Genomic DNA, 26,509 nt, shown 5'->3' with positions numbered 1-26,509 from the left:
GGCCTCGCCGCCGGGTCGCGGCATCCGTCCCCAGGCGTTTCGTTTCGCGACCGGTGTCTCGGTCGTTGAGCAATCGAAGCGAGACGAAACGCCCCGGACCCGTGCAGAACCACGACACAGCAAGGCCGAAGATGACCGCGACCCTTCCGGAGCGTCCCGCCCCCGCAGCGGCGCCCCCGCCCGCCGCACCTCCCGCCCGGCGGAAGACCCGACGCACTCCGCTGACCTGGTACCGCGGGGGAGGGCTCGCGAACCTGCTGTTCGTGCTGCCGATGGTGTTCGTGTTCCTCTTCTTCTCGTGGTCGCCGATCGTGCAGTCGGTGGTCATGAGCCTGCAGAAGACGAACCTGCTCGTCTCGGAGTGGGTCGGCCTCGAGAACTACGTGGCGGTGCTGACCGACCCGCAGCTCGGCCGCGCGGTCGTCAACACCGTCTACTTCGCGCTGCTGGCGCTCCTGTTCGGATTCCCGCTGCCGCTGTTCGTCGCGGTGCTGATGAGCGAGGTGCGCCGCGGCAAGGGGCTCTACTCCGCCCTCGCGTACCTGCCTGTCGTGATCCCCCCGGTGGTGGCGGTGCTGCTGTGGAAGTTCTTCTACAGCGCCGATCCGTCGGGCGTCTTCAACACCGTGCTCGGCTGGTTCGGCATTGCGCCGCAGCCGTGGATCTCCTCCGCGGTTCAGGCGATGCCGTCGCTCGTTCTCGAGGCGACGTGGGCGGCCGCGGGCGGATCGATCATCATCTACCTGGCCGCCCTGCTGTCGGTGCCGCCGGAGCTCTACGACGCGGCCGAGGTCGACGGCGCCGGCATCTGGCGCAAGGTCTGGCATGTCACGATCCCGCAGCTGCGCGGCATCCTCTTCATCATGCTGATCCTGCAGGTCATCGCGACCGCGCAGGTGTTCCTCGAGCCGTTCCTGTTCACGGGCGGCGGGCCTGCGGGCGCGACCAGGACGATCCTGCTCTACATCTACGACAAGGCGTTCCGCAACAGCCTGGGCGGCGACTACGGAGAGGCGACCGCGGTGTCGGTGCTGCTCGCGGTCGTGCTCGCGATCCTGTCCTGGCTGTACTTCAAGCTCACGAACCGCTGGAGCACCTCATGACCACCACGATCACGAACGCCGAGCGCCGGGAGGGCATGCGGCGCTTCCTCTCGCGTCGTGGGGCCGGCGGCGGGCGCAAGCGCGGCTCCATCGACGATCTCGCCGAGCGGTCGATCGTCTCGGCCTCGGAGCGCCGGCGTCCAGGCACGCGGTTCGGGATGTCGCTGACCCACGCCTTCCTCTTCGTCTCGCTCACGATCGCCGGACTCGGGCCGATCCTCTGGCTCGCGAAGTCCGCGGTCACCCCGACGCAGGACACCCTCCAGCAGCCGTTCGCGCTGTGGCCCAACGGCATCGACTGGGCGAACCTGTCGACGGCGTGGAACGACATCCACATCGACCAGTACTTCTGGAACACGATCGTGATCGCCGTCGGGGCCTGGTTCTCGCAGCTGTTCATCGCGACGACCGCGGGCTACGCGCTGTCGGTGCTGCGTCCCAGGTACGCGCCGGTGCTCAACGCGCTCGTGCTCGCGACGCTGTTCATCCCAGGCATCGTGCTGCTGGTGCCGCTGTACCTCACGATCGTGTCGCCGCCGCTGCTCGGCCGCGACGCGAGCATGCTCAACAGCTACCTCGCGGTGTGGCTGCCGATGGCGGCGAACGCGTTCAACATCCTCCTGGTCAAGAGGTTCTTCGACAACCTGCCGCGCGAGGTGTTCGAGGCCGCGAAGACCGACGGCGCCGGCCCGTTCCGGCTCTTCTGGTCGATCGTGCTGCCGATGTCGAAGCCGATCCTCGGCGTCGTCTCGGTGTTCGCGATCATCGCGGCGTGGAAGGACTACCTCTGGCCGAAGCTGGTGCTCCCCGACCCCGCGGTGCAGCCCCTGTCGGTGCGCCTTCCCGACGTACAGTCGCAGACCGAGCTCGACGTGTTCCTCGCCGCGCTCGCCATCGCGACGCTCATTCCGATCGCGATGTTCCTCGTCTTCCAGTCCGTGTTCCTGCGCTCCGCGGGACTCGGCGGCGCCGTGAAGGGCTGAGGCGCAGTCAGAGGCCGTCGGTGCTGTGGCCCTTGGGGACCACGACGAGCAGCGCGGAGGCCTCGACCCGGGTCTTGACAGAGAGCGCCTCGCCGAACTCGTCGCCGTCGAGCTGAACGGGGCGCGCCTCGTGCGTCGCGAGCTCGATGCCGGCTCCGCGCGAGTAGACGACCGCGTTGTCCTTGGTGCGCAGCGAGAGCACGCGGCGGCCGGCGCGGAAGCGGCGCAGAAAGCTGTTGTCCCACGCGACGCGTCGCCAGACGAAGAGCCAGCCGAAGAGTCCCTTGGGCTGGAAGATGACGATGTCGAGCGCGCCGTCGGCGACGGATGCCTCGGGGATGAGGTCGAGTCCGGCAGGGAGCTTGCCGCAGTTGGCGAACAGCACGCTCTGCACCTTCGACGAGTGCAGCCGATGGCCAGGCAGCTCGTACACGACCCGGAAGGGCTTCGCTTTCGGCAGCGAGCGCGCCGCACCGTCGACGTAGGCGACCCATCCGACCGTCTTCTTCAACTGCGGGTTCGTGTTCGCGATCATCGCGGCGTCGAGGCCGATGCCGCCCATCACGACGAACGCGTGCTCGGCGGTCGTGCCGTCAGGACGCGCGATCTCGGTCCAGCCGACGTCCATCGCCAGCGTGTCACCGTCGAATACGGCGCGCACCATGGCGCCGGGCTCGGTGAGCGGGAGCTTCAGGTTGCGCGCCAGCAGATTGCCGGTGCCGCTGGGAACGATCGCAAGCGGCACCCCGGTGCCGCTCATCGCCTCGGAGACGGCGCGCACCGTGCCGTCGCCGCCGGCGACGAGCACGGCATCCACGCCTTCCTCGAGGGCGTGGCGGGTGACGTCGTCGCCGAGGTCGTCGACCGTGGTCTCGTAGAAGAGGGGCTCCGACCATCCGGCGTGCGCCGCGAGGCGTGCGACCGTGTCGCGCAGCGATTCGGCGTCGACCTTGATCGGGTTGTACACCAGCGCCGCCTTCGGCGAGGGCCGCTCGCCGTCGTCGGAGATCGGGCGGGTGGCGCCCCCCGGGCCGACACGACGCGCGTGGCCGCTCTGGCCGTCTGCTGTGTCGGGCTCGACGTCATCGGGCTGACGGATGATGTCGTCTGCCTCGGCCTTCGCGGGGCCGGGCGCGGCGGAACCGGACGCGGACGCGACGGCCAGGGGCGCAGCATCCGATATCTCCTGCTGCACCACGGCGAGGTCGAGCTCGGAGGTGTCGGGCCCGTCGGCGTAGATCTTGTCGGCGGGGTGGGGAGTGAGGTCGTCGGGGCGATCGCCGTCGCTGGATCCGGGTGCCGCCATGAGGTAAAGATTAGGACCCGAAGCGGTGTGCGGGTGCACACGACGTGGACGTACCCGATCGGGTGCCGATTCGCGGTCCCCGACTAAGCTTGCAGGGTGATCGATCCCGTGCTGCTTCGCGACAATCCCGAGCTGGTCAAGCGCTCGCAGGAAGCGCGGGGCGAATCACCCGACACCGTCGACGCCGCCGTCGAGGCCGACCGCGCGCGACGCGCCGCGATCACCGCCTTCGAGGAACTCCGCGCCGCTCAGAACGCGCACGGCAAGAAGGTGGCGCAGGCTCCCAAGGACGAGAAGGCCGCGCTCGTCGCCGAGGCCAAGGACCTCAGTGAGCGCGTGAAGCGGGCCCAGCACGCGGTCGCCGCGGCGGAGGAGGCATCCGCGGAAGCCTTCGGAGCGCTCGAGAACATCGTCATCGAGGGCGTGCCGGCGGGCGGCGAAGACGACTTCGTCACGCTGCGCACGCACGGCGACGTTCCGGCGTTCGGCTTCGAGCCGCGCGATCACCTGGAGCTCGGCGAGAAGCTCGGCGCGATCGACATGGAGCGCGGCACCAAGGTGTCGGGGAGCCGCTTCTACTTCCTCACCGGCATCGGCGCCCGGCTCGAGATCGCGCTGATGAACCTCGCGCTCGACCGCGCGCTGCAGGCGGGCTTCACGCCGGTCATCCCGCCGACGCTCGTGCGCCCCGAGGTCATGCGCGGCACCGGCTTCCTCGGCAAGCACGCCGCCGAGGTCTACCACCTCGAAGACGACGACCTGTACCTCGTCGGCACGAGCGAGGTGCCGCTGGCCGGCTACCACATGGACGAGATCCTCGACCTGTCGCGCGGTGCGAAGCGCTACGCCGGATGGTCGACCTGCTACCGCAGCGAGGCCGGCTCGTACGGCAAGGACACCCGCGGCATCATCCGCGTGCACCAGTTCAACAAGCTCGAGATGTTCGTGTACACGACGCCCGAGCAGGCGGAGGAGGAGCACCTGCGCCTCGTCGCGATGCAGGAGGGCATGCTGCAGGACCTCGGCCTGTCGTACCGCGTGATCGACGTCGCCGCCGGCGACCTCGGCTCGAGCGCCGCCCGCAAGTACGACGTCGAGGCCTGGGTCCCCACGCAGAACGCGTACCGCGAGCTCACCTCGACGTCGAACTGCACGACATACCAGGCGCGCCGGCTCGACATCCGCTACCGGCCCGAAGGCGGCAGGACGCAGCCGGTCGCGACGCTCAACGGCACGCTCGCGACCACCCGATGGATCGTCGCACTGCTCGAGACCCACCAGCGAGAGGACGGCTCCGTCACGGTGCCGGAGGTGCTGCGGCCCTTCCTCGGCGGGCTCGAGGTGATGGAGCCCATCGCGTGAGCGAAGCGCACCTGCCGAAGACCGGCTCCATCAAGGTCGTCGCGCCGAAGAAGGCCGCGAAGCTCGTCGAGCAGGTCGCGCGCGACACCGAGAACCCCGCCGTCGCCACCGAGCAGCTTCTCATCGCCCTCGACATCGACGGCACCGTCCTCCTCGAGGACGAATCGCTCAGCCCCGGTGTCGTCGACGCCGTCGAGCATGCGCATCGCGCCGGACACGAGGTGATGGTCGCGACCGGGCGCAGCTGGGAGGGCACCCGCGGCATCGTGCGCGTGCTGGGCATCGCCCCCGAGTTCGTGGTGTGCTCCAACGGCGCCGTCGTGCTCAAGCGTCTCGAAGCCGACGAGCTGAGCTACGACCGCTGGCACGTCGAGACGTTCGACCCGCGCCAGGTGCTCGAGCAGCTGCGGGTGCATCTGCCCGACGCCCGCTACCTCGTCGAACTCGCCGACGGGCAGCGCCTGTACACCGAGTACCTCGAGGACTGGAACCTCGTCCACGCGCGGCGCGTCCCGTTCGAGGAGCTCGGCGCGCAGCCGGTGTGCCGTGTGGTCGTCGTCTCTCCCGACAAGGGCGAGCAGGACTTCGTCGACCTCGTCAAGCGCATCGGCCTCAACCACGTCTCCTACGCGGTCGGCTGGACCGCCTGGCTCGACATCGCGCCGAAGGGCGTCGACAAGAGCACCGGACTCGAGCTGGTGCGCACCGAGCTCGGCATCGACCCCGCGCACGTCCTCGTCATGGGCGACGGCCGGAATGACGTCGGCATGTTTCGCTGGGCCCTCGACAACGGCGGCCGCGCGGTCGCGATGGCGCAAGGGCCGCAGGAAGTGCGCGACGCCGCCGGCGAGATCACCGACTCGGTGCACGAGGGCGGCGTGGCCGCGGTGCTCCGCCGCCTCTGACGGGCGGTCACCCCGCCGCTCCGACGCGCGGCGGAAAGCGCGCGTCCCTCAGATGATTGCCAGGCGTCGTTGGAAGAATGGGGCCGACAGTGCTGTCGGCTAGACTCGACGCCTGTTCGACGGATGCCTCCCCCCGGGGCGGCATCGGTCGGGAGGGTTGTCCGAGCGGCCGATGGACCTGGTCTTGAAAACCAGTGGGCAGCAATGTCCCGTGGGTTCGAATCCCACACCCTCCGCAGAAGATGTGCCCGGGGGGCGCGAAGGTGAGAAGCAGTCCCCGAAAGGAATCGAGTGAGCTCGACGCACAAGCCCACGAGGCGCGGCCGCCGCACGGTGGCCCGTCACGGTGAGCTGTCGTCTCCGAGCCCGTTCGGTTTCATCCTGAAGCTCGTCGGCATCGTCGCCGCCGTCGTGCTGGTGTCGGGCGCCGGCGTCGCCGCGTACGCCGCCACGGACTTCACGGCGAGCTTCACCGAAGGCGCCGTCGAGCTCGAGGGCCAGGGCGCCGTCCCGCCCGACATCGGCGCGATAGAGGGCGGCGTCGATGTGCTCCTCGTCGGCACCGACGAGTGCGAAGAAGAGTACGCGTACCTCTTCGGAGACCGCTGCACGGGAGCAGACGCCGAGGGACAGCTCAACGACGTCAACATGCTCGTGCACATCTCCGACAACCCGCGACGCGTCACGGTGGTCTCGTTCCCGCGTGACCTCATGGTGCCGATCCCGTCGTGCACCCGCGAGGACGGCTCGACCACGTCGGCGACCAGCAAGACGCAGATCAACTCGGCCTGGGGCTACGGCGGACTCTCGTGCGTCGCCAAGACGATCAAGGAGCTCAGCGGCCAGAACATCCCGTTCGCCGCGAAGGTGAGCTTCGGCAACGTCATCAACATCACCGATGCGATCGGCGGCGTCGACGTCTGCATCGGCAACGGCGGCATCAAAGACAAGTACACCGGCATCAACTGGCCGTCCGGACCCCGCACGATCCAAGGCGTCGAGGCGCTGCAGTTCCTGCGCACCCGCCACGGCCTGCAGAACGGCAGCGACCTGGCGCGTATCAGCAACCAGCAGCAGTACATGTCGAGCCTCGCGCGCAAGCTCGTGAGCGACGAGGTGCTGTCGAACCCGGCGACGCTGTACAAGCTCGCGGCGACCGCGGTCGACAACATCACGCCGAGCAAGTCGCTGACCAACCCGATGACGCTGGTGCAGATCGCGCTGGCCGTCAAGAACGTGCCGTTCGAAGACATCGTGTTCGTTCAGTACCCGGTGCTGACCGACCCCGCCGACGTCAACCGCGTGGTGCCCGACTACGACTCGGCCGAACAGCTGTGGGCGGCGCTCGCGGCGAACGAGTCGCTCGAGGTCACGCATGACCAGGACCTCACCGGAGGAGTGATCGTGGCCGACCCGCAGCCCACCGAGGCGCCCGCCGACCCCGCACCCACGGCGACCGCCGATCCCTCGGCGACGCCCGCACCGAGCGAGACCGCCGTCGCACTCCCCAACAACATCCCGGGACAGAACGCCGCTCAGCAGACCTGCTCCGCCGGAAACGTCAGGTCCAACGGCTGATGGCGTCGGACAAGCGGCCCTCGAGAGAGGGCCAGACGCCCATTGCGCGCCACGGAGTGCTGAAGTCGCGGCATCCGTTCATGACTCTCGTCGCGATGCTCGGCGTCGTGCTCGGCGTCTTCGGCGTGAGCGCGGCCGGCATCGCCGCGTACAACCTGTTCGACGCGACGCAGACGATCACCGCGAACGCCGTCGTGCTCGACGAGGACAAGCCCCTGCCGCCGTCGCTGGGTGCCATTGAGGGCGGCGTGAACATCCTCATGGTCGGCACCGACTCCTGCGAGGGCGCGAACGCCGCGCTGTCGGGGGCGTGTCAGGCCAAGGCGACCGAGGGTGAGCGCAACGACGTCACGATGCTCGTGCACATCTCGGACGAGCCCCGTCGCGTGACCGTGGTGTCGTTCCCGCGCGACATGCTCGTGCCGATCCCGTCGTGCCCGAAGGAGGACGGCAGCGGCAGCTACTCGGCGATGTCGTCGCAGATGCTCAATGCGTCCTACCAGTACGGCGGGCTCGCGTGCACCGTGCTCACGATCGAGTCCCTCATCGACGACCAGATCGACTTCGCCGCGGCGATCCGCTGGACCGGTGTCATCAACATGTCCGACGCCATCGGCGGCGTCGACGTGTGTGTCGCCGGCGACATCAGCGACTCGCACACCGGACTCAAGCTGACCGCCGGAACCCACACGCTGCAGGGTGTGCAGGCGTTGCAGTTCCTGCGCATCCGCCACGGCATCGGCGACGGCTCCGACCTCGGCCGCATCTCGAACCAGCAGCAGTTCATGTCGTCGATGGTGCGCAAGCTCCAGTCCGATTCGGTGCTCGCGAACCCCGCGACGCTGCTGAACCTCGCGACCACCGCGATCAGCCAGGTGCAGCAGGAGCAGCTCGTGCTGAGCTCCGGCCTCACGAACCCGACGCTCATGGTGCAGATCGCGATGGCCGTCAAGGACGTGCCCTACGAGGACATCGTCTTCGTGCAGTACCCGACCCGTTACGCCTCGGGCGACGGCGCCAGCCGGGTCATGCCGGTGAAGGACGCCGCGACGGTGCTCTTCGACGCGCTCAAGGCCAACCAGCCGCTGACGCTGACGGGCGACGCGAGCCAGGGCTACGGCGTCGAAGTCACCGGCGAGGCCGTCAAGCCGGAGGTGGCTCCGACGCCCGCCGCGACCGAGGCCGCCGGCGAGACGCCCGCGGCTGAGGCCCCCGTCGCTGAGACTCCGGCGGCGGAGACGCGGGTCGAGCTGCCGTCGGCGATCGCGGGGCAGACCGCGGCGCAGACCACCTGCACGCAGCCCGAGGGTCGGTAGCCGCTCGGCCGCGCTGATTCGGCCGTGTGGGTTCCGGCTCACACGGGGTGGCCGAGGCTGTCGGTGCGGTCGGACTGCGTCGAGAACTTCGAGACGAACACGACCCAGCTGCCGTCGGGCTGCTGCGTCGCGACCCCGCCGTCCTGCCAGATCCCGTTCTCGGGGAACCATTGCGACCCGGCGGGGTCGCCCTGGTTCTGATGGACGTTATGGATGCCTTGCACCGACGCCGGAGCCGCGCCCTCGGGGAACGGCTCGCCCCACACGAGCGTGAGCGCCCCGACGCGCAGCGTCGCCTCCAGCGCCTGCGACGCCTGGAGCTGGTCGCCGGAGCGCCACGACCGGAGGAACGGCACCCAGAAAGGCGATCGGTCGGCGGCCACAGCATCCCGTGCGCGGAGCAGCCACTGCAGGAACCAGCGGATGCCGACGACCCGCAGCTCGCGATGGCGGATGACGTCGAGGGCGCCAGAGGCGGGGGAGGAGAGGAGCTTCGTGAAGGCCGGAGCCGGCGGCGCCGGCCAGCCGAGCCTCGCGCCCGTGGTGCGGATGGTCTTCCACTGCACCCCCGCGGCGGAGTTCTTGCTGTCGACGTCGACCGCGACGCGGAAGTCGCGGGCCCCGCTGCGCAGCTTCAGGTTGACGTGCCACCACCGCCCGAACTCGTCCGGGTCGTCCCGCTCGTGCGACACGAGGGTTCCGCTGAGCACTCCGTACTGTGTGAACGGCATACCGGGATGAGCGAGCCGCGACCGCGTGTGATACCCGGCTGCTGATTCCGCGCGTGCAAGAAGCGGTCCCGGTCTCGGTTATGATTGCTGGGTGCATCCGCGCTCTCGCGGCCGGATGCCTGGAGACGTCGCATAGTCAGGCCTAGTGCACCACCCTGCTAAGGTGGAGTCCTCGTAAGGGGACCGAGGGTTCAAATCCCTCCGTCTCCGCACTTTTCGCCCGATTTGACGTCGTTCTGAGGCGTATTTCCGGGGTTTCGTTCCGTGTCGATCGGGCCGGTTCCGTGTGGTGTCGCCGCACCGGGCCGAAATCAGGTCGTCTCGCGCACGATGACGCGAGCCGCGGATCCGGGCCGGTGCGCTGAGTCCGTGCCGAGGATCGTACGCGCGGCGCGGCGACCGAACATCTCGCCATCGATTCGGACCGTCGTGAGCGGGGGACGCCATGACACGCCGAAGCTGCTGTCGTCGAAGCCGATCACGGCCATCTCATCCGGCACCGGCACGCCGAGGTCGGAGAGACCGCCGAGCAGGCGGAGGGCGATCTCGTCGTCGAACGCGGCGACGGCAGTGACGTCGGGGGAGTCGTCACGAAGCAGACCGACCGCCTCACGGGCGGCCTGTGGCGGCTCCGGTATCGAGACCAGAGGCAACGCGCCGACACCCAGTCGCCGTCCGGCTTCCCCGGCGAGCTTCGCCCGCAGGGCCGCAAGGCCGTCGAGGTCGGGTTCGGCGGGAATGGCGAACGCGATCGACCGGTGCCCGCGGTCCACCAGGTGCGCCAGCTGGGTCATCGTGTGGGCGGCGAGGCCGTCAGTCCAGCCGCCGTCGTCCGCGGCGGTGCGTGCTGCGTAGATCTCGGCCAGGTCGATCACCGCGTGCGGCCGCAGGTCGCGGACCAGGTCAGCGTGACCGGGGTCGGTCGATGGGCCGGGGTAGACGAGAAGTCCGTACCCCTGCGTCCGGAGTTCGGCGCTCATCCCGCGGACGAAGCCCTGCAGGCTGCGGCCGCCGCGCAGCCCTCCAATGCCGAGCAGCACGACGCGGCTGCGTCCCTCGCGCAGTGCCCGCGCCACACCGTGCGGCTGATACCCGAGCGCAGTGGCCGCCGCACGCACACGCTCGCGGGTCTCGGCGGGGATCGTCTGGCCGGGTGTGTCGTTGAGCACGAAGCTCACGGTGGCGGGCGAGACCCCGCTCGCACGCGCGACATCCTTCATGGTCGCCCGCCGCTCCGCCATCTCGTTTCGCCTTTCCCTCCAGATGAGGCTATCGTGAACTAATTCGAATTAGTGATGGATGCTGCGCCACATCGTCGTCCCGCGCGCCCGCCGTTCCCGCTGGAGGTAAGAGCTCATGAAGTCCGTCCATGTCACCGGTGTCGACACCGAGTCCTGGGTCGAGGTCGACAAGCCGGCGATCGGATCGGCCGACGTCCTGCTGAAGATGAAGGCCTGCGGCATCTGCGGCTCGGACGCGATGTACGCCCACTTCGGCGGCATCCCTCCGCGGCAGGGTGCGACCCCGCTGGGTCACGAGCCGGCCGCCGAGATCGCCGAGGTCGGCGACGACGTCGAAGGCCTCGCCGTCGGCGACCACGTCGTGATCGACACCATGGCCTTCACCGACGGACTGCTCGGCTCCGGGGGAGCGCAGGGCGGATTCTCCGAGTACATCGTCGTGCGCGATGCCGCCCCGGGCCGTCAGGTGCGGGTCATCCCAGACCACATCCCGTGGCACGTGGCCGCCCTCAACGAGCCGATGGCGGTCGCTTACCACGCCGTGAACCGCACCGACCCGAAGCCCGGCGACAAGGTCGTCGTATTCGGCGCCGGCCCCATCGGCCTCGGCGCGGTGCTCGGCTATCGTCGCCGCGGGGCCTCGCACATCGTCGTGGTGGACATCCAGCCGAACCGGCTCCAGACCGCGCTCGAGATCGGCGCCGACGCCGTCATCAACTCCGCCGAGGAGGATGTCGCCGCCCGCCTGGTCGAGCTGCACGGTGACGGCGCCACGCCGCTGAACCGCGGCATCCGTCCCGGCACCGACATCTATCTCGACGCCGCCGGCGTCTCGATCGTGCCGCAGACCGTCACAGCGATGGCCAAGCACGGCGCGACACTCGGCATCGTCGCGGTCCACAAGAAGCCCGTCGAGCTCGACTTCGGCAGCATCCTCACCAGCGAGCTGAACCTCGTGTGGTCGATGGGGTACCCCACCGAGATCTTCGAGGTCACCGACGACATCATCGAGAACTGGCAGAAGTACGCCCTCATCGTCAGCCACACGATGCCGTTCGAGCAGACCCTCGACGCCCTTCAACTCGCGAAGACCCCCGGCGCCGCCGACAAGATCGTCGTCACGTTCGACTGACACCCCAAAGCCTCAAGGAGCGTGCACCGTGGCATTGACCACAACCCTCGCCGACACGGCACTCGTGGTGGTCGACCTCCAGCAGGGGACCGCAAGCAACCCGTTCTTCAACCCCGTTGACACCGTCGGCGAGCGTGCGGGGGAACTCACGGCGGCGTTCCGCCGTCAACGTCTGCCCGTCGTGATCGCGACATTCGCGCTGAGCCGCGCCGGTGCCGACGGGCGGCCCGAGAGGGCGGAGCCGGAAGGCTTCCGCGAACCGCTCGCGGTGCTCGACGCGCAGCCCGATGACCTCCGTGTCACGAGGCCTGCGTGGAGCGCCTTCGCCGGGACGGGTCTCGACGGGCTGCTGTGCGACCACGGCATCACGCGACTTGTGCTCGCCGGTGTCGCGACGAGCATCGGCGTCGAGTCCACGGCCCGGGAAGCTCACGATCTCGGCTATGAGCTCGTGATCGCTTCGGATGCTGTCACTGATCTCCGCTCGGAGACGCATGAGAACAGCATCCAGCGGATCTTTCCGATGCTCGCGCAGGTTGCGACCACGAACGAGATCCTGGACGCGCTCGGCCGGTGAGCGCAGTTCGCCGAGCAATCGCCAGCGCGGCCACGTGAACCCCGGATCCGACGATGGTCTCTCGTCAACGGATTCGCCGAGCCCCGAAAGCGTCACCGTGATGAGTGCGTGCGCCGCCGCGCCACGTCTTAGCCGATGGTCGTCAGCGGCGGGTAGGTGACTGCCGACAAGGGTGTGTTGTCCATGCCGATGAATCCCGGTTGAGCGGGGATCTGCTGAACTCCGGCGCTTATCGGGTCGAATGCTTGGGTGCGTCGTGAATGCAGCAGCGCCTGCTCTTCGTCAGTGAACGGCGTGAGCGAGATGGCGGCCCGAGGCTTCATGCCCGTGATCACTCGGTGGAGTGTGTGTCGTGCGCGGAGAGAGCTTGCCGCCGTCTCGCCGATGCGCCCGCCCCGCACGGCGTTGAGGATCCGTCGCATGTTTTCAGGGGGGACCCGGACGCGGCGGCATCCCATTGGGCCGGCGAGCTTGGCCCCGGTTGCCCCTCCCCAGCCCGGGTGCTGCGCGATCGGCCGGATCGACAGACCGGACTCAGCCCAGTGTTCAGGTCGCCGGCGCTCACTTGACGTCACATCTGGAGCCAGCTATCTTCGTGCCAAGACGATTTGGCAAATCGTCTTGGCAATCCTGAATCCTGCACACATCAAAGAACTGGAGTCGAAGTGATGAAGCTTCGCAATCAAGCGACGAGGCGCGGACGCCGTGCCTTCATCGCGATCGCCGCGGTGACCGTTGCCGGTATCGCCCTCAGCGGGTGCGGCGCCGGGGGCACTGGCACAAGCGCCACGGACGGCGCCGGGCTCACCGTCGTGGTCGAGGGCGGCGGGAAGGCGGAACTGCAGCCCATCGCCGACCTGTACAAGGAAGAGACGGGCACCGAGGTGACCCTCGTCGAGCTCCCGTACGCGGGACTCTACGACCGCATCTCCTCAGAACTCCAGGCGGGCAAGCCCTCCTTCGACATCGCCGCGCTGGACGCGATCTGGCTCCCCGCTTTCGCGCCGGGCCTCGCCCCCCTGGACGATCTGTTCACGGACGACGTGGAGTCCGACCTGTTCGGCGGACTCGTCAGCGAGTCGAAAGTGGACGACACGTTCGTCGGCATGCCGGTATGGACCAACTCGGAGATCCTCTTCTACCGCACCGACCTCTTCGAGGACCCGGCGAACATGGCGGCCTTCGAGGCCGAGTACGGCTACCCCCTGGCGGCGCCGACCACCTGGGAGCAGTACCAGGACGTCGCGGAGTTCTTCACGCAGGACACCGACGGAGACGGCGCGATCGACCTCTACGGCACCGACGTGAAGGGAGCCGTCGAGACGGAGTGGCTGGCCACGGTGTCGCAGGCCGGTGAAGAGAACATGGTGCTGAACGCCGACAGCGGCGAGGTCACCATCGACGATGCCGCCCACAAGGAGGCTCTCGACTACTACGTCAGCCTGCTGCCGTTCGCACCCTCGGGCGCGGCGCAGCTCGACTGGGCTGGGGCGCAGAACCTCTTCTATCAGGGCAAGCTCGCGATGATGAGGTTCTGGGGCCACGCCTACCGGCAGACACCCGACGACTCGCCTGTCAAGGAAGACATCGGCGTCGCGCCGATGATCGGCGGCCCCGGTGGGGTGGCGGGCGTCCCCGGCGCCTGGTATCTCTCGGTCCCGGCCTCAGGCGACAACCAGGACGCGGCCAAGGACTTCATCTCATTCGCGTACGAGCACAACGACCTCGCCGCGGACACCTCCCTGGGTCTCGTCGCACGCAAGAGCGCGTTCGAGAGCAAGGAAGGCGAGGCCGGATTCGAGAACTATCCCGCGCTGGTGACCACCCTCGAAGCCCCGCAGTCGCTGCCTCGACCCGCAACGCCTCAGTGGCAGGAGATCGTCGACTCGGTGCTCGTGCCGATGATCCAGAAGGCCGTCGAGCCCGGAGCTGACACCGCTCAGCTCCTGTCGGACGCCCAGTCCCAGATCGAGTCGATCGTCCAGTAGACGATCCGATCCGTTACAGAAGGTACTCCGTGGAGACTCTTGCTCCCGCAGCCCGCGGTGGGGTGGCTTCGGCCGCCCCACCGAGGGAGGCCGCCCGCCCGCGCAAGCACCGCAGCAAAGACAGCGGCGACCGCCGGTTCGCGCTGCTGCTCATGGCGCCGGCAGCCCTGTTCCTGGCCGCCTTCGTGCTGTGGCCGCTCATCCGATTCATCTACGACAGCTTCTTCGAGATCTCCCCGTTCGCCGGCGCACCCCGGACGTTCGTGGGCTTTGCGAACTATGCCACGGCGTTCGCGTCGGAGGCGTTCCAGTCGGCGTCCGTGCGCACGGTCGTGTACACCGTGTTCGTCGTGACCGCTGAGTTCGTGCTCGGCCTGGCGGTGGCCCTGCTGTTCACCGCACTCGGCCGCCGCTCGGCCGTGTTCCGCACGGTCTTCATGTACCCGCTGATGATCGCACCGGTGGTCGCTGGTCTGCTGTGGCGGTTCCTGCTCATCGACAACTTCGGCATCGTCAACCAGCTGCTGTACGAGGCGCACATCCTCTCGAGCCCCGACCAGATCCAGTGGCTGAGCGACCCGAACATCGCACTCTTCTCGGTCGCGCTGCCCGACATCTGGCTGACCACCTCGTTCATCACACTGGTGCTGTTCGCCGGACTGCAGAACGTCCCCGGTGACGTGATCGAAGCGGCCCGCATCGACGGGGCGCGGTACCCGCGGATCCTGTTCAGCATCATCATCCCGCTGCTGCGGCCCGTGATCGCGGTCGCCTTGATCGTGCGCGGAATCGACGCAGCGCGGGCGTTCGACATCATCCTCATCCAGACCGATGGCGGCCCGCAGGGCAGCACCACCACGCTCAGCCTTCTCATCTACCGGACCATGACCCGGTTCGGGGATCCGGGGCTGGCCAGTGCCATGGGAACCGTCTATCTCATCGTCATGCTGGTCGTGGCCATCGCGGCGATCATGCTGATCTGGCGTCCAGGAAGCAGCACACGATGAATCCGCTCGAAACCCGGGGCAAGAGCCGCATTCTGCTGTGGGTGCTGCTCGCCGCCGCCATCATCCTGTACGGGTTCCCGTTCCTGTACCTGCTGCTGACGTCGTTCAAACCCCCGCTGGACGCGATCGCCGTGCCGCCGTCGGTGTGGCCGGAGACATGGACGCTCGACAACTACGTATCCGCTCTCACTCGGGAAGGCGTGCCGGCCGCGCTCATCAACAGCGTGGTCACAGCCGTCATCTCAACCGTGCTGTCGTTGGTGCTGGCGGTGCCCGCGGCCTACGCGATCACCCGGTTCCGCACCCCCAGCGGACGCGTGTTCATCGTCGCCGCGCTGGTCACCCGCATGGTGCCGACCATCGCAGTGGGAGCGCCGCTCATCGAGGTGATGCGCACGCTCGGTCTCACCGACACATCGTTCGGGCTCGCGCTTGCGCACACGACCATTTCGCTTCCGCTGTCGATCTGGCTGATGGCCAGCTTCTTCGAAGCCGTCCCGGACGAGCTGAGCGAGGCGGCCGAGGTGGACGGTTGCAGCCGCCTCCAGGCCATGTGGCGGGTCGTGCTTCCGGTCGTGTCCGGCGGCCTCGCCGTGACGGCGATCTTCGCGTTCCTCGCATCCTGGAACGAGTTCCTGTTCGCGCTGCTGCTCACCTCGGTGCGCGCGCAGACCACTCCGGTCGTGATCGCGAACTTCCAGAGCCAGTTCGGTCTGGATTGGGGAGGGATGACGGCACTCGCTGCTGTCTACTCGATCCCCGTGATCCTGCTCACACTCTTCCTGCAGCGGCAGATCGTCGCCGGCCTCACGCTCGGCGCGGTCAAGGGCTGACAACTCGCGATACGAAGGAACCTAATGTCGAGTGCCAACAGCTACGACGTCACGACCTGGTCTCACGGCGACCCTCATGAGGACATCGGGGAGGTGATCAACAGCATCATCGCCGACGTCAAGGCCCGCCAGGCCGATTCCGATGCCGACGACGGGGGCAAGCCGGGCGCCGTGATCCACATCCCGCCCGGGGACTACCGCCTTCGCACCCAGGTGCTGATCGACATCAGCTTCCTGCGCATCGAGGGCGCCGGGCACGGCTTCACCTCGTCGAGCATCCGATTCAACATACTGCAGGAGGAGTGGTCGGGGCTGCACGAGCTGTGGCCCGGAGGCAGCCGCATCCTTGTCGATGTCTCGGGCAGCGACGGGCGGCAGTCCGACGGCGCCGCGTTCCGGGTGGCGCGGGAGGGGAGCCCTCGCATCAGCTCGATCGAGTTCTCGGGCTTCTGCATCGACGGGCTCCACTTCACCGGCGACGAGCCGGGAGGAAACCCGGAGAACTCGTACGTCAACGGCAAGACCGGTATCTACGTCGAGGATGCGAACGACTCGTTCCGGGTCACCGGCATGGGATTCGTCTACCTCGAGCACGCGCTGACGATCCACAACGCGGACGCGCTGTCGATCCACGATAATTTCATCGCCGAGTGCGGCAGCTGCATCGAACTGCGAGGCTGGGGGCAGGCGTCCAAGATCACTGACAACCTGATCGGGGCCGGCCCTCAGGGGCGGTCGATCTACGCCGAGAACCACGGCGGGCTCCTCATCACCGCGAACAACGTCTTCCCCCGCGGCGCGAGCAGCGTCCACCTCCATGGCGTCACCCGCTCCAGCGTGACCAACAACCGGCTTCACGCCTTCTACCCAGGGATGGTGGTGCTCGCCGCAGGCAGCTCGGAGAACCTCGTGTCGACGAATCACTTCCTGCGCGACCACGAACCCTGGACGCCGTTCCTCGGTGTCGACAACGGGCTCGACGACCTCACCGGGCTACTCACCATCGACGGCAGCGACAACTCGATCATCGGAAATCACTTCTCCGAGGTCATCGATTCGCGCAGCGTGCGCCCGGCGGGCGCGGCCCCCGTCATCATCAGGCTGACAGCGGGTGACGGCAACTACATCGCGACCAATCACATCGTCGCGCTGGACGTCGCCGCGACCTCGAACGACTCCGCCTTCGAAGCGCAGGTCGACGCACTGCTGACGACCGGATCGTCGCGGACACTGCCCGTCACTGCCGTGTGGGTCGACGCCGAATCGACCCGCAACACCATCCTGGACTCGGGTCGCGACGATCAGCTCACGCTGGACCCGACCATGAACGCCGTCCGTGCCACACCGTCGATCGCACTCGCTGCGACCTCGCCGGACGAATCGACACGAAAAGTGGTACGAACGTGAGAGAGAAATAATGACGGGGAGCCGGGTGACAGAGAAGACCGCCGGGATCCGAGACGTCGCCGCACACGCCGGCGTCTCGCAGACCACGGTGTCTCACGTGCTCAATGCCACGCCCCACACTCGGGTCAGCGAAGACACCGCCGCCCGTGTGCGTGCGGCAGCCGCGGAACTGGGATACCGACCAAACCGACTCGCCCGCGGGCTGCGAACCCAGGCGTCCGACATGATCGGCCTGCTCACCGAGGAGATCGCCACGACACCGCACGCCGGTCGGATCATCCTCGGAGCGCAAGAGGAGGCGAGCCGGCGCAACCTCACGCTCGCGATCATCAACTCCGAACTGAACCCGGACCCGGAAGTGGGTTCCGCACCGATCCAGGCATTCCTCGACCGACAAGTCGACGGCATCATCTACGCGACGGTCTATCACGACGAGATCATTGCCCCCGAGAACCTTCGGAGCCGCCCGGCGGCACTGATCGGCGCTCGCGATTCCGCAGGATCCATCCCTGCGGTACTGCCGGACGAGCGGGCTGGAGCGGCGTCCGTCGTGGAGATGTTGGCGCGCGCGGGGCACAGACGGATCGGATTCGCCGCGAGCGCCGAAGACGTTCCGGCTACTCGAGGCCGCCTGCTCGGCTACCTCGATGCCATGCATGCGGCGGGCCTGCCCACAGACGATCTCGTCGTGGCCGGGACTGCCGACGCGCGCGGCGGGTACCGCGCCACCGTCGCCCTGCTCGACCGTGCCCCCACCGCAGTGTTCTGCTACAACGACCGCATGGCCATCGGCGCGTATCGCGCGGCCGGTGAGCGCGGGCTCGTCATCCCGACCGACCTGTCCATCGTCGGATTCGACGACCAGGCACCGATCCCCGACAGCCTGTTCCCGACGCTTACGACCGTCTCTCTTCCGCACTACGAGATGGGCGCCTGGGCGGTGGCGACGCTGTCCGCGCTCATCCAGGGCAAAGGCGAAGAAACCCTGCTGGCCGCACACCCGACGGTGCTGGCGTGCCCCCTCGTCGAGCGTGAATCCGTCGCGTCCCCCCGCCCGGGCACCCTCGCCTGAGAGCCCCAGCCCCCTGAGGGGCGCCATGGCGGCTGCCCGCAGGCGCACAACGCCGGGCCCCGCACCGCTAGGCGCGCGTACCCCCGAATCAGAGAGCATCCGCATGAGACCCACCAACCACTTCACCGCCCAGACCGGCTGGATCAACGATCCGCACGGAATCACCTACCGGAACGGGCAGTACCACGTCTTCTACCAGTACGTTCCCGGCCAGATGGTGTGGGGACCCAACTGCCATTGGGGCCACGCCGTGGGCCCTGATCTGCTCAGCCTGCGCGAACTGCCCGTCGCGATCACACCGGGAGACGGTGACGACGGCATCTGGACCGGATGCCTCGTGGTCGACGATCAGGACGAGGCGAGGATCTTCTACACCTCCGTCTCGACCCCCGACTTCGGCGTCGGCAGGATCCGCATCGCGACACCCGGCGACGACGATTGGCTGACGTGGGTCAAGGGCGATGTCGTGGTGGAAGCACCTGACGACCTGGACCTCATCGCCTATCGCGACCCATTCGTCCGCCGAGAGGGAGACGGTTGGCGGATGTTCGTCGGCGCGGCACTTCGCGACGGCACCGCCGCAGCGCTTTCCTACACCTCGGACGACCTGCGGCATTGGGCGTACGCCGGCATCGCGCTGCAACGATCGACGGCCGAGACCCAGCCCGTCTGGATGGGCGCCCTGTGGGAGTGCCCGCAGGTTCTCACCATCGACGGCCGCGCCGTGATGATCTCCTCCGTGTGGGACGACGACGTGCTCCATTACGCCGGATACGCCGTCGGCTCCTACGACGACGGAGAGTTCGCCGCCGAAGGCTGGGGGAGATTGACGTTCGGCGACAGCTACTACGCGCCGTCGCTGTTCACCGACGCCGACGGGCGCCCGTGCCTCCTGTTCTGGATGCGCGGGGTCGCCGACCCGGACACGGGCTGGACGGGCGCCCACAGCATCCCGTACCTGCTCACGCTCGACAACGACCGGCTGGTAGCCACCGTGCACCCCGACGTGGACAAACATCGCGGCCCGTCCATCGACATCGGTGAGGTTGACGGGTCCGCCGCGGATGTCGTGTGGACCGCAGGGGAGGGCGCGCAGCTCACGATCGAATCCGGCGACTCGCGAGTGAGCATCCGGCGAGACCACCGGGAACTCGTGGTCGCCGAGCGATCCCCGAAGGGCCGGGGAGCGGAACATCATGTCCCCGTCTCCGGGAACGTGCGAGTGGTGATCGACGGGCCCCTGCTGGAGGTGTCATCCGCAGGCGGGTTGCTGGGCGTCGCGACAACATTCGGCTCCGCTCCGCTGCGCATCCGGGCCGACTGCGGCGAGATCGAGGCATATGCGTTGGGCTAGAACGGACGCTCCCCACGCATCCGCAGACCGCGGCAAGTCATCGCGATCGTCCCGGTAGGGTGATCGCGGCATTCACGACGAGGATCGGAATCAAATGGCATCGCACTCAGGGCTGGACGTGCTGGTGATCGGCGAAGCACTCATCGACATCGTGGAGACAGGATCCTGGGCGACAGAGCACGTCGGCGGCAGCCCCGCGAACGTCGCGCTCGGACTGGGGCGTCGAGGCGTGCGATGCGCCCTTCTCACGCAACTCGGGGAAGATCCGCGCGGGGCTGCCGTGGTCGACCACCTGGAGGAGTCGGGGGTGCAGGTGCTCTCCGCGTCGTTCACACTGCCTCACACGTCGACGGCGGTGGCGCACATCGCGACTGACGGCCAGGCCCAGTACGAGTTCGACCTCATCTGGGACGCCCTCCCCGCCGTGCACGTGCCGACGCCGCGGGTGCTGCACACCGGCTCCATTGCCGCGTTCCTCGAGCCCGGGGCGGCCAGCGTGCGTCTCGCGCTGCAAGCGTCGCGCGCCGCGCACATCACGTTCGATCCGAACATCCGGCCTGCACTGATGCCGCCACACCCCGAGGCGCTGCAGGTGTTCGAAGCTACGGCCGCTCTGGCGACGGCCGTGAAGATGAGCGACCAAGACGCGGCATGGCTGTACCCGCACCTGTCGCCCGATGAGGTGATCGACATCGTCCTCAGCCACGGGCCCCGGTTGGTGGCGATCACGATGGGCAGCGAGGGCGCCATAGTGGCATCGGGCCAGGACCGCGTCCGCATCCCCGCAGTGAGCGTCGCGGCGGTGGATACGATCGGGGCAGGCGACACGTTCATGGCATCCCTCATCCACTCGCTGCTCCACGATCCCACCATCGGCGACCGCGCCGGACTCGAACGCCTCGGCGCCGACGCGGTGCACGCGGCAGCCATCACCGTGTCGCGAGCAGGTGCCGATCTGCCCTGGGCCCGAGAGCTGTAAGCCCGCGCGCCCTGTCCGCAACCACAACTCGCCCCGTCTGGGCGCAGACGCCACCAGGGCGACCGCGCGGAGCGCGATGAGACGGGGAGATGACCGCCCTGACGGCACCGTGCGACGCGTCTGCGCCGACGCGACGGACTACCTGAGATGTGCGCAGATTACGGCGTCGTAACGATCCTGCTTCCGTTCGTCGGGCACTTGACGAACCAGAGTCGAAGCGCACATACTAAGTGCGGCAAAACGATTGGGCAGAGCAATGGCGCAAGGCAGAGTGACGATCAAGCAGGTCGCGGCAGCGGCTGGCGTGTCGATCACGACCGTGTCGCACGTGCTCAACGAGGTGCCCGGCAAGCGGATCCTCCCCGAGACTCGTGAGCGCGTGTTGGCCGAGGCCGACCGGCTCGGCTATGCGCCGAACATCCTGGCCCAGAGCCTGCGGACGCAGCGATCCCACACCATCGGCCTCATCGGCGACGAGATCGCGACGACCCCGTTCGCCGGCAAGATCATCCTCGGCGCCCAGGACGTCGCGACCAGCCACGACTCCGTGGTCTTCGTGGTCAACACGGGTTATCAGAGCGAAGTCGAGGATCGCGAGATCGACGCGCTTCTGCGTCGGCAGGTGGATGGCATCCTCTACGCGGCGATGTACCACCGCCCGGTCGAGCTGCCCGCCAAGCTCGCGCACATCCCCACCGTGCTCATCAACGCCTCGTGCGCCGACCCGACGGTGCCGTGGGCCGTGCCGGACGAGGCGGCCGGCGGTGAAGACGCGGCGGAGGTGCTGCTCGCCGCAGGGCACCGGAAGATCGCGTTCATCAACGACGTGCACGAGGTTCCCGCCACGTTCGGCCGCGAAGAAGGATTCCGTCGCCGTGCCGCGGCCTGGGGTCTCACGCAGGAAGACCTTCGCGTGGTCCGAGCCGAGGCGGACCCCGCGGGCGGATACCAGGCGACGATCAGCCTGCTGGCTCAGGCCGACCGGCCGACCGGCGTGTTCTGCTTCAACGACCGCCTGGCGATGGGCGTCTACCGTGCGGCCGCGGAACTGGGCCTGCGGATCCCGCAGGACGTGTCGATCGTCGGATTCGACAACCAGGACTTCATCGCGGCGGGCCTGTATCCGGGCCTCACGACCGTCGAGCTCCCGCACTACGACATGGGTGTCTGGGCGGCGGAACAGCTCTTTCAGCAGATCTCGACGGGCCGAGCGCACAGCGCGGCGCCGACGAAACGCATCCGAGGACCGGTCATACACCGCGACTCGGTAGCGCCGCCCTCCCAGGGTTCACCCCCGGGAGAGCAGCACCAACCGGTCGACAGGCGCGGCAACGCCTGATCGGTCGATGAACCGAAGAACCATCACCACCCGAACAGGAGTAGATCAGTGTCCCGAAAAATCGGTCGCATCGTTGCGGCTAGCCTAACGACCCTCGCGGTCGCCGCAACTGCAGGATGCGCAGCAAGCGGATCCGGCGGCGACGCCGGTGACGGCACCACCATCGAGTTGTGGACCCACGCCGGCGGCAACGAGGCGGAGCTCGGCGTCATCAACACCATCGTCGACGACTTCAACGCCAGCCAGGACGACTACACCGTCAAGGTCACAGACTTCCCGCAGGAGGCCTACAACGACGCGGTCGTCGCGGCCGCGACGTCGAACAATCTGCCGTGCATCGTCGACATCGACGGCCCGAACGTCGCCAACTGGGCATGGGCGGGCTACATCCAGCCGCTCGGACTGCCTGAGGACACCTACGACGGCCAGCTCGCCGGCACTCTCGGCGTCATCGACGACGAGGTGTATGCGTACGGCTTCTTCGATGTCGCACTGGCGATGTTCAGCCGCGAGTCGACGCTCAACGACGCCGGGGTGCGCATCCCCACCGTCGACGAGCCGTGGACGGGCGAGGAGTTCAACGATGCGCTGGCGAAGATCGATGCGCTGAACCGCTACGAATACGCCGTCGACTTCGGTACGGGTGGCGGCGGCGAGTGGATCCCCTACGCCTACTCGCCACTCCTGCAGAGCTTCGGCGGCGATCTCATCGACCGCTCCACCTTCGAGACCGCCGACGGTGCCCTCAACGGGCCCGAAGCGCTCAAGTGGGCGACCTGGTTCCGAGGCCTCGTGGACGACGGCTACATGGCCCAGACATCCGGCGAGGACGCGACGGCCGACTTCGTCAACGGCACCAGCGGCATCCTCTACACCGGCAACTGGGCTGACGCGACGGTGCGTGAGGCATTCGACGATGCCGTGGTGCTGCCGCCGCCGAACTTCGGCGACGGCCCCAAGATCGGCGCCGGGTCGTGGCAGTGGGGACTCACCACCGGATGCGACGAGGTCGAGGGCGCCCAGGCGTACCTCGAGTTCGCGCACGACACCAAGTACTTCGTGGACTACGCCGAGGCAACCGGCCTGATCCCCGCAACCCTGGCTGCGGCGGACGACGTGCCCGCGTACGCGGAGGGTGGCGACAACCGCATCTACCTCGAGCTGGCCGACCAGTTCGCTGTCGTGCGGCCGGAGACGGCCGCCTACCCGTACATCTCGTCGGTATTCCAGAAGGCCACGCAGGACATCCTGGCCGGTGGCGACGCGCAGGCGATCCTCGATAAGGCGGTCTCGGACATCGACCGGGACATCCAGCAGAACGGCGGCTACACGTTCTGATTCCCAGGACGTAGCCAACGTGGGCGCGGCGTCGGCACACTGCGCCGCGCCCACTGAACCCAGGAAGTCACGATGACCACTCCAACCGTCCGTCCTGCGCGCGCGCAGACGGCACCACCCGCCCGGCCAAGCACGGGCCGTACGAGAGCGCTGAAAGGCGAACGCTCGGCGGCCGCGTGGATGATCAGCCCAGCACTGGTGCTGTTCACGCTGTTCCTGATCATCCCGATCGTGCTCGCCTTCGGGCTCGCGTTCACAGACACCCGACTGATCTCGCCCCGACCGGGGCAGTTCGTCGGCTTCGACAACTTCGCTTACTTGTTCACCGATCCGGTGTTCTGGGCGTCGGTGCGCAACACCTTCTACTTCGCCGTCGTGGTCGTGCCCGTCCAGGCCGGTGTGGCGCTGCTGTTGGCGCTGCTCGTGAACGCGAAGGTCCGCGGGACGAACTTCTTCCGCACGGTCTACTTCCTGCCCGTCGTCACGTCGATGGTCGTCGTCTCGCTGCTGTGGCGGTTCATGTACCAGAAGAACGGCCTCATCAACCAGCTCCTCAGCGGGATCACCGGCGGCGCGTACACCCCGATCGACTGGCTCAACGATCCGCTCTGGGCCATGCCGGCGATCATGTTCATGTCGGTCTGGCAGGGCGTGGCATTTCACATGGTGATCTGGCTGGCCGGATTGCAGACGATTCCCGCGGAACTGTACGAGGCGTCAGAGATCGACGGCGCGAGCAAACTGCAGCAGTTCCGCTTCGTCACCTGGCCCGGACTGCGCCAGACCGCGACCCTCATCCTGGTCACCATCACGATCGCGTCGTTCAGCCTGTTCACCCAGATCGCCGTGATGACCCAGGGCGGTCCCCTGGACAGCACCACCACTGTCGTCTATCAGGCCGTGCGCACCGGCTACCAGCAGCTCCAGACGGGCCTGGCCTCCGCGATCTCCCTCGTCTTCTTCGTCATGGTGCTCATCGTCTCCGGCATCCAGCGATACCTCACCCGAGAACGGAGCTGAGCACTGTGACCACCACCGAAGCCGTCGTCATCCCCGACGTCGAGACCCCGGTCGCCGGCGGCGGGAGCCGCCCCGCGCGAACGAGCCGCGTCGTCATCACGATCTCCCGCATCGTGTTGGCCGTGTGCTTCGCGCTGCCGATCATCTTCATGCTCGTCTCGTCGTTCAAGCCGGACCTGCAGATCTTCGCCGACCTTGGATCCTGGCGCGCGTTTCCTGCCCGTCGGAGACGTGTCGCTCGACAACTACGAAGGCGTCTTCAACCGCGTGCCGTTCTGGCAGTTCCTCGCCAACTCGGTATTCATCTCCGCCACCACGGTGGTCCTCGGCATCCTCATCAACAGCATGGCCGCGTTCGCGCTGTCCCGGCTGCGCTGGCGGGGCCGCGGCATCGTCCTCACCCTGATCCTCGCGACGCTGATCGTCCCGTTCGAGACGCTCGCCCTGCCGCTGCTGTGGTGGGTGAACAAGCTGCCCTCGCTCGAGGCCGACGGGTTCAGCCTGGCCTTCAGCCAGGGATGGCTGAACACCTACCACGTGCAGATCATTCCGTTCATCGCGAACGCATTCTCGGTGTACCTCTTCTACCAGTACTTCTCCTCGATTCCCCGCGAGCTCGACGAGGCGGCGCGAGTGGATGGCGCCGGATGGTTCACCATCTACGCCCGCATCGTCATGCCGCTGTCCGGGCCGGCGATCGCCACCGTCGCGATCCTCACGTTCCTGCCGGCGTGGAACTCCTATCTGTGGCCGCTGATGGTCATCCAAAGCGAGGAGCTGCGCCCCGTGATGGTGGGGCTGCAGTACTTCTTCCAACTCAACGTGTCATGGGGGCAGGTGATGGCCTACTCGTCACTCATCACTGTGCCCGTCGTGGCGCTGTTCATCGCATTCCAAAAATCGTTCATCAACTCGATCGCATCCTCAGGAGTAAAAGGCTGATGCCATTCACGCTTCCCGACGTCTGGACATGGGACATGTGGTTCGCTGACGACGGCACCGACTACCACGTCTTCTACCTCAAAGCCTCGCGCGCGCTCGGCGACCCGAACCGCCGCCACTTCCATGTCACGATCGGCCACGCCATCTCGGACGATCTGCGCACGTGGCAAGAAGTGCCGGACGCGCTGATCGTCTCCGACGAACCAGCATTCGACGACTACACCACCTGGACCGGCTCCGTCGTCCGTGACGACGACGGAGAGTGGCGGATGTTCTACACCGGCACCTCGCGTACGGAGACGGGGGTGGTGCAGCGCATCGGCGCCGCCTCCTCACCCGACCTGTACTCGTGGACCAAACGCGACGGCGCGGTCACCGAGGCCGACCCGCGCTGGTACGAGAAATTCGGCAGCGGACAATGGTTCGACGAAGCATGGCGCGACCCCTGGGTCTACCGCGACGCAGACCGATGGCACATGCTCATCACCGCACGCGCCAACACCGGAGACGCGGACAACCGTGGCGTGATCGGCCACGCCACCTCCACGGATCTGGACACCTGGACGGTGCAGCCGCCGCTCTCGGCATCCGGCGCGGGATTCGGGCAGCTCGAAGTGCCCCAGCTCGCGACCATCGACCAGCGTCAGGTGCTGATCTTCAGCTGTCTGACCAATGAGATGAGCTCCGCACGCCGCATCGACGGCGGCGGCGGCGTCTGGGCGGTGACGATCGACGACCCGAACGGTCCGTTCCCCATCGATCGCGCGGTGCGGCTGACCGACGAATCGCTGTATGCGGGACGACTGATCCAGCACCGCTCCGGGCACTGGTTCCTGTTCGCGTTCCATCACGTCGACGCCGACGGCGAGTTCGTCGGCGCCCTCTCCGACCCGATCCCGGTGTCGTGGGGCAGCGACGGCGACCTCCGCGTCACCGACGGCCGGTTCGACCACCTGCGCACACACGCGCCCGCCGCTCAACCATCCAGCAACTGAC

25 protein-coding genes and 2 tRNA genes are annotated in these 26,509 nt (G+C 67.8%); 22 read left to right on the top strand and 5 right to left on the bottom strand.

Annotated elements, in window-relative coordinates; genetic code table 11:
* Positions 1-131 precede the first annotated feature (131 nt).
* Together J2Y46_RS01325 and J2Y46_RS01320 are read left to right on the top strand one after the other, a co-directional pair.
* Positions 132-1,103: a sugar ABC transporter permease gene (locus J2Y46_RS01325; RefSeq protein ID WP_310239707.1), complete on the top strand. Its 972-nt coding sequence runs from the start codon at positions 132-134 to the stop codon at positions 1,101-1,103.
* A complete protein-coding gene (locus J2Y46_RS01320; RefSeq protein WP_310239706.1) occupies positions 1,100-2,086 on the top strand; it encodes a carbohydrate ABC transporter permease in 987 nt (328 codons plus the stop codon). The genes J2Y46_RS01325 and J2Y46_RS01320 overlap by 4 nt, the downstream gene beginning before the upstream one ends.
* A gap of 7 nt (positions 2,087-2,093) precedes the next feature.
* On the opposite strand, the gene J2Y46_RS01315 is transcribed toward J2Y46_RS01320, so the two are convergent.
* Positions 2,094-3,392: a diacylglycerol kinase family protein gene (locus J2Y46_RS01315; protein ID WP_310239704.1), complete on the bottom strand. Its 1,299-nt coding sequence runs from the start codon at positions 3,390-3,392 to the stop codon at positions 2,094-2,096.
* A gap of 96 nt (positions 3,393-3,488) precedes the next feature.
* Here J2Y46_RS01315 and serS point away from each other — a divergent pair, with 96 nt between their 5' ends.
* The 5 genes from serS (at position 3,489) to J2Y46_RS01290 (ending at position 8,553) form a co-directional block, all read left to right on the top strand.
* Positions 3,489-4,754: a serine--tRNA ligase gene (serS, locus tag J2Y46_RS01310; protein ID WP_310239702.1), complete on the top strand. Its 1,266-nt coding sequence runs from the start codon at positions 3,489-3,491 to the stop codon at positions 4,752-4,754.
* On the top strand, positions 4,751-5,659 hold the full coding sequence (locus J2Y46_RS01305) for an HAD family hydrolase (RefSeq protein ID WP_045297839.1): 909 nt from the start codon (positions 4,751-4,753) through the stop codon (positions 5,657-5,659). The genes serS and J2Y46_RS01305 overlap by 4 nt, the downstream gene beginning before the upstream one ends.
* Before the next feature lie 151 nt (positions 5,660-5,810).
* Positions 5,811-5,895 (top strand) — tRNA-Ser (locus J2Y46_RS01300).
* A 55-nt stretch (positions 5,896-5,950) separates the two neighbouring features.
* Positions 5,951-7,237 (top strand): LCP family protein, encoded by a 1,287-nt coding sequence (locus tag J2Y46_RS01295; protein WP_045297838.1) that lies wholly within the window; start codon positions 5,951-5,953, stop codon positions 7,235-7,237.
* Positions 7,238-7,317: 80 nt separating this feature from the next.
* Entirely contained in the window at positions 7,318-8,553 is a 1,236-nt protein-coding gene (locus J2Y46_RS01290; RefSeq protein WP_310239700.1) for an LCP family protein, read from the top strand.
* Between the two features lie 38 nt (positions 8,554-8,591).
* On the opposite strand, the gene J2Y46_RS01285 is transcribed toward J2Y46_RS01290, so the two are convergent.
* Positions 8,592-9,284, bottom strand: coding sequence for a DUF2278 family protein (locus tag J2Y46_RS01285; protein WP_310239698.1), 693 nt, complete (start codon positions 9,282-9,284; stop codon positions 8,592-8,594).
* 121 nt (positions 9,285-9,405) lie between these two features.
* Here J2Y46_RS01285 and J2Y46_RS01280 point away from each other — a divergent pair.
* Positions 9,406-9,494: transfer RNA gene (locus J2Y46_RS01280), tRNA-Ser, on the top strand.
* A gap of 101 nt (positions 9,495-9,595) precedes the next feature.
* Here the strand turns inward: J2Y46_RS01280 and J2Y46_RS01275 are convergent.
* Positions 9,596-10,525 carry a LacI family DNA-binding transcriptional regulator gene (locus J2Y46_RS01275; RefSeq protein ID WP_310239696.1) on the bottom strand — a complete coding sequence of 310 codons (930 nt, stop codon included), beginning with the start codon at positions 10,523-10,525 and terminating at the stop codon, positions 9,596-9,598.
* A 115-nt stretch (positions 10,526-10,640) separates the two neighbouring features.
* Here J2Y46_RS01275 and J2Y46_RS01270 point away from each other — a divergent pair, with 115 nt between their 5' ends.
* Complete coding sequence (locus J2Y46_RS01270; protein ID WP_310239694.1) at positions 10,641-11,657, top strand: zinc-binding dehydrogenase; 1,017 nt, start codon at positions 10,641-10,643, stop codon at positions 11,655-11,657.
* A 28-nt stretch (positions 11,658-11,685) separates the two neighbouring features.
* Positions 11,686-12,234 (top strand): isochorismatase family protein, encoded by a 549-nt coding sequence (locus tag J2Y46_RS01265; RefSeq protein WP_310239692.1) that lies wholly within the window; start codon positions 11,686-11,688, stop codon positions 12,232-12,234.
* A 128-nt stretch (positions 12,235-12,362) separates the two neighbouring features.
* On the opposite strand, the gene J2Y46_RS01260 is transcribed toward J2Y46_RS01265, so the two are convergent.
* Positions 12,363-12,569: a hypothetical protein gene (locus tag J2Y46_RS01260; protein WP_310239690.1), complete on the bottom strand. Its 207-nt coding sequence runs from the start codon at positions 12,567-12,569 to the stop codon at positions 12,363-12,365.
* Positions 12,570-12,902: 333 nt separating this feature from the next.
* Between J2Y46_RS01260 and J2Y46_RS01255 the strand changes: the two genes are divergently transcribed.
* From J2Y46_RS01255 to J2Y46_RS01210, 10 genes are all read left to right on the top strand, one after another.
* Positions 12,903-14,222, top strand: coding sequence for an extracellular solute-binding protein (locus J2Y46_RS01255; protein WP_310239689.1), 1,320 nt, complete (start codon positions 12,903-12,905; stop codon positions 14,220-14,222).
* Positions 14,223-14,374: 152 nt separating this feature from the next.
* Positions 14,375-15,229 (top strand): sugar ABC transporter permease, encoded by an 855-nt coding sequence (locus J2Y46_RS01250; protein ID WP_310241061.1) that lies wholly within the window; start codon positions 14,375-14,377, stop codon positions 15,227-15,229.
* Entirely contained in the window at positions 15,226-16,062 is an 837-nt protein-coding gene (locus tag J2Y46_RS01245; protein WP_310239688.1) for a carbohydrate ABC transporter permease, read from the top strand. Before J2Y46_RS01250 ends, J2Y46_RS01245 begins: the two co-directional genes overlap by 4 nt.
* Positions 16,063-16,086: 24 nt before the next feature.
* Complete coding sequence (locus tag J2Y46_RS01240; RefSeq protein WP_310239687.1) at positions 16,087-17,469, top strand: NosD domain-containing protein; 1,383 nt, start codon at positions 16,087-16,089, stop codon at positions 17,467-17,469.
* Positions 17,470-17,494: 25 nt separating this feature from the next.
* Entirely contained in the window at positions 17,495-18,541 is a 1,047-nt protein-coding gene (locus J2Y46_RS01235) for a LacI family DNA-binding transcriptional regulator (protein ID WP_310239685.1), read from the top strand.
* A gap of 103 nt (positions 18,542-18,644) precedes the next feature.
* Positions 18,645-19,895: a glycoside hydrolase family 32 protein gene (locus J2Y46_RS01230; protein WP_310239683.1), complete on the top strand. Its 1,251-nt coding sequence runs from the start codon at positions 18,645-18,647 to the stop codon at positions 19,893-19,895.
* 94 nt (positions 19,896-19,989) lie between these two features.
* Positions 19,990-20,874, top strand: coding sequence for a carbohydrate kinase (locus tag J2Y46_RS01225; RefSeq protein WP_310239681.1), 885 nt, complete (start codon positions 19,990-19,992; stop codon positions 20,872-20,874).
* A 256-nt stretch (positions 20,875-21,130) separates the two neighbouring features.
* Positions 21,131-22,213, top strand: coding sequence for a LacI family DNA-binding transcriptional regulator (locus J2Y46_RS01220; RefSeq protein ID WP_310239679.1), 1,083 nt, complete (start codon positions 21,131-21,133; stop codon positions 22,211-22,213).
* A gap of 168 nt (positions 22,214-22,381) precedes the next feature.
* The gene (locus J2Y46_RS01215; RefSeq protein ID WP_310239676.1) at positions 22,382-23,551 is read left to right on the top strand and encodes an extracellular solute-binding protein; all 1,170 of its coding nucleotides are present in this window, start codon (positions 22,382-22,384) and stop codon (positions 23,549-23,551) included.
* A 180-nt stretch (positions 23,552-23,731) separates the two neighbouring features.
* The gene (locus tag J2Y46_RS01210) at positions 23,732-24,571 is read left to right on the top strand and encodes a sugar ABC transporter permease (RefSeq protein ID WP_310239674.1); all 840 of its coding nucleotides are present in this window, start codon (positions 23,732-23,734) and stop codon (positions 24,569-24,571) included.
* On the opposite strand, the gene J2Y46_RS01205 is transcribed toward J2Y46_RS01210, so the two are convergent.
* The gene (locus J2Y46_RS01205) at positions 24,552-24,722 is read right to left on the bottom strand and encodes a hypothetical protein (protein WP_310241111.1); all 171 of its coding nucleotides are present in this window, start codon (positions 24,720-24,722) and stop codon (positions 24,552-24,554) included. The two genes, J2Y46_RS01210 and J2Y46_RS01205, sit on opposite strands and share 20 nt — an antisense overlap.
* Positions 24,723-24,802: 80 nt before the next feature.
* Here J2Y46_RS01205 and J2Y46_RS01200 point away from each other — a divergent pair, with 80 nt between their 5' ends.
* On the top strand, positions 24,803-25,513 hold the full coding sequence (locus J2Y46_RS01200; protein WP_396653139.1) for a carbohydrate ABC transporter permease: 711 nt from the start codon (positions 24,803-24,805) through the stop codon (positions 25,511-25,513).
* Complete coding sequence (locus J2Y46_RS01195; RefSeq protein WP_310239673.1) at positions 25,513-26,508, top strand: glycosyl hydrolase family 32; 996 nt, start codon at positions 25,513-25,515, stop codon at positions 26,506-26,508. The genes J2Y46_RS01200 and J2Y46_RS01195 overlap by 1 nt, the downstream gene beginning before the upstream one ends.
* Position 26,509 lies beyond the last annotated feature (1 nt).

The sequence above is a fragment of the Microbacterium sp. BE35 genome, from assembly GCF_031457705.1.
Taxonomy (GTDB): Bacteria; Actinomycetota; Actinomycetes; order Actinomycetales; family Microbacteriaceae; genus Microbacterium; species Microbacterium trichothecenolyticum.
The sequence above is the reverse complement of the archived record's forward strand: the minus strand, read 5'-3'. Positions and strand labels throughout refer to the sequence as shown.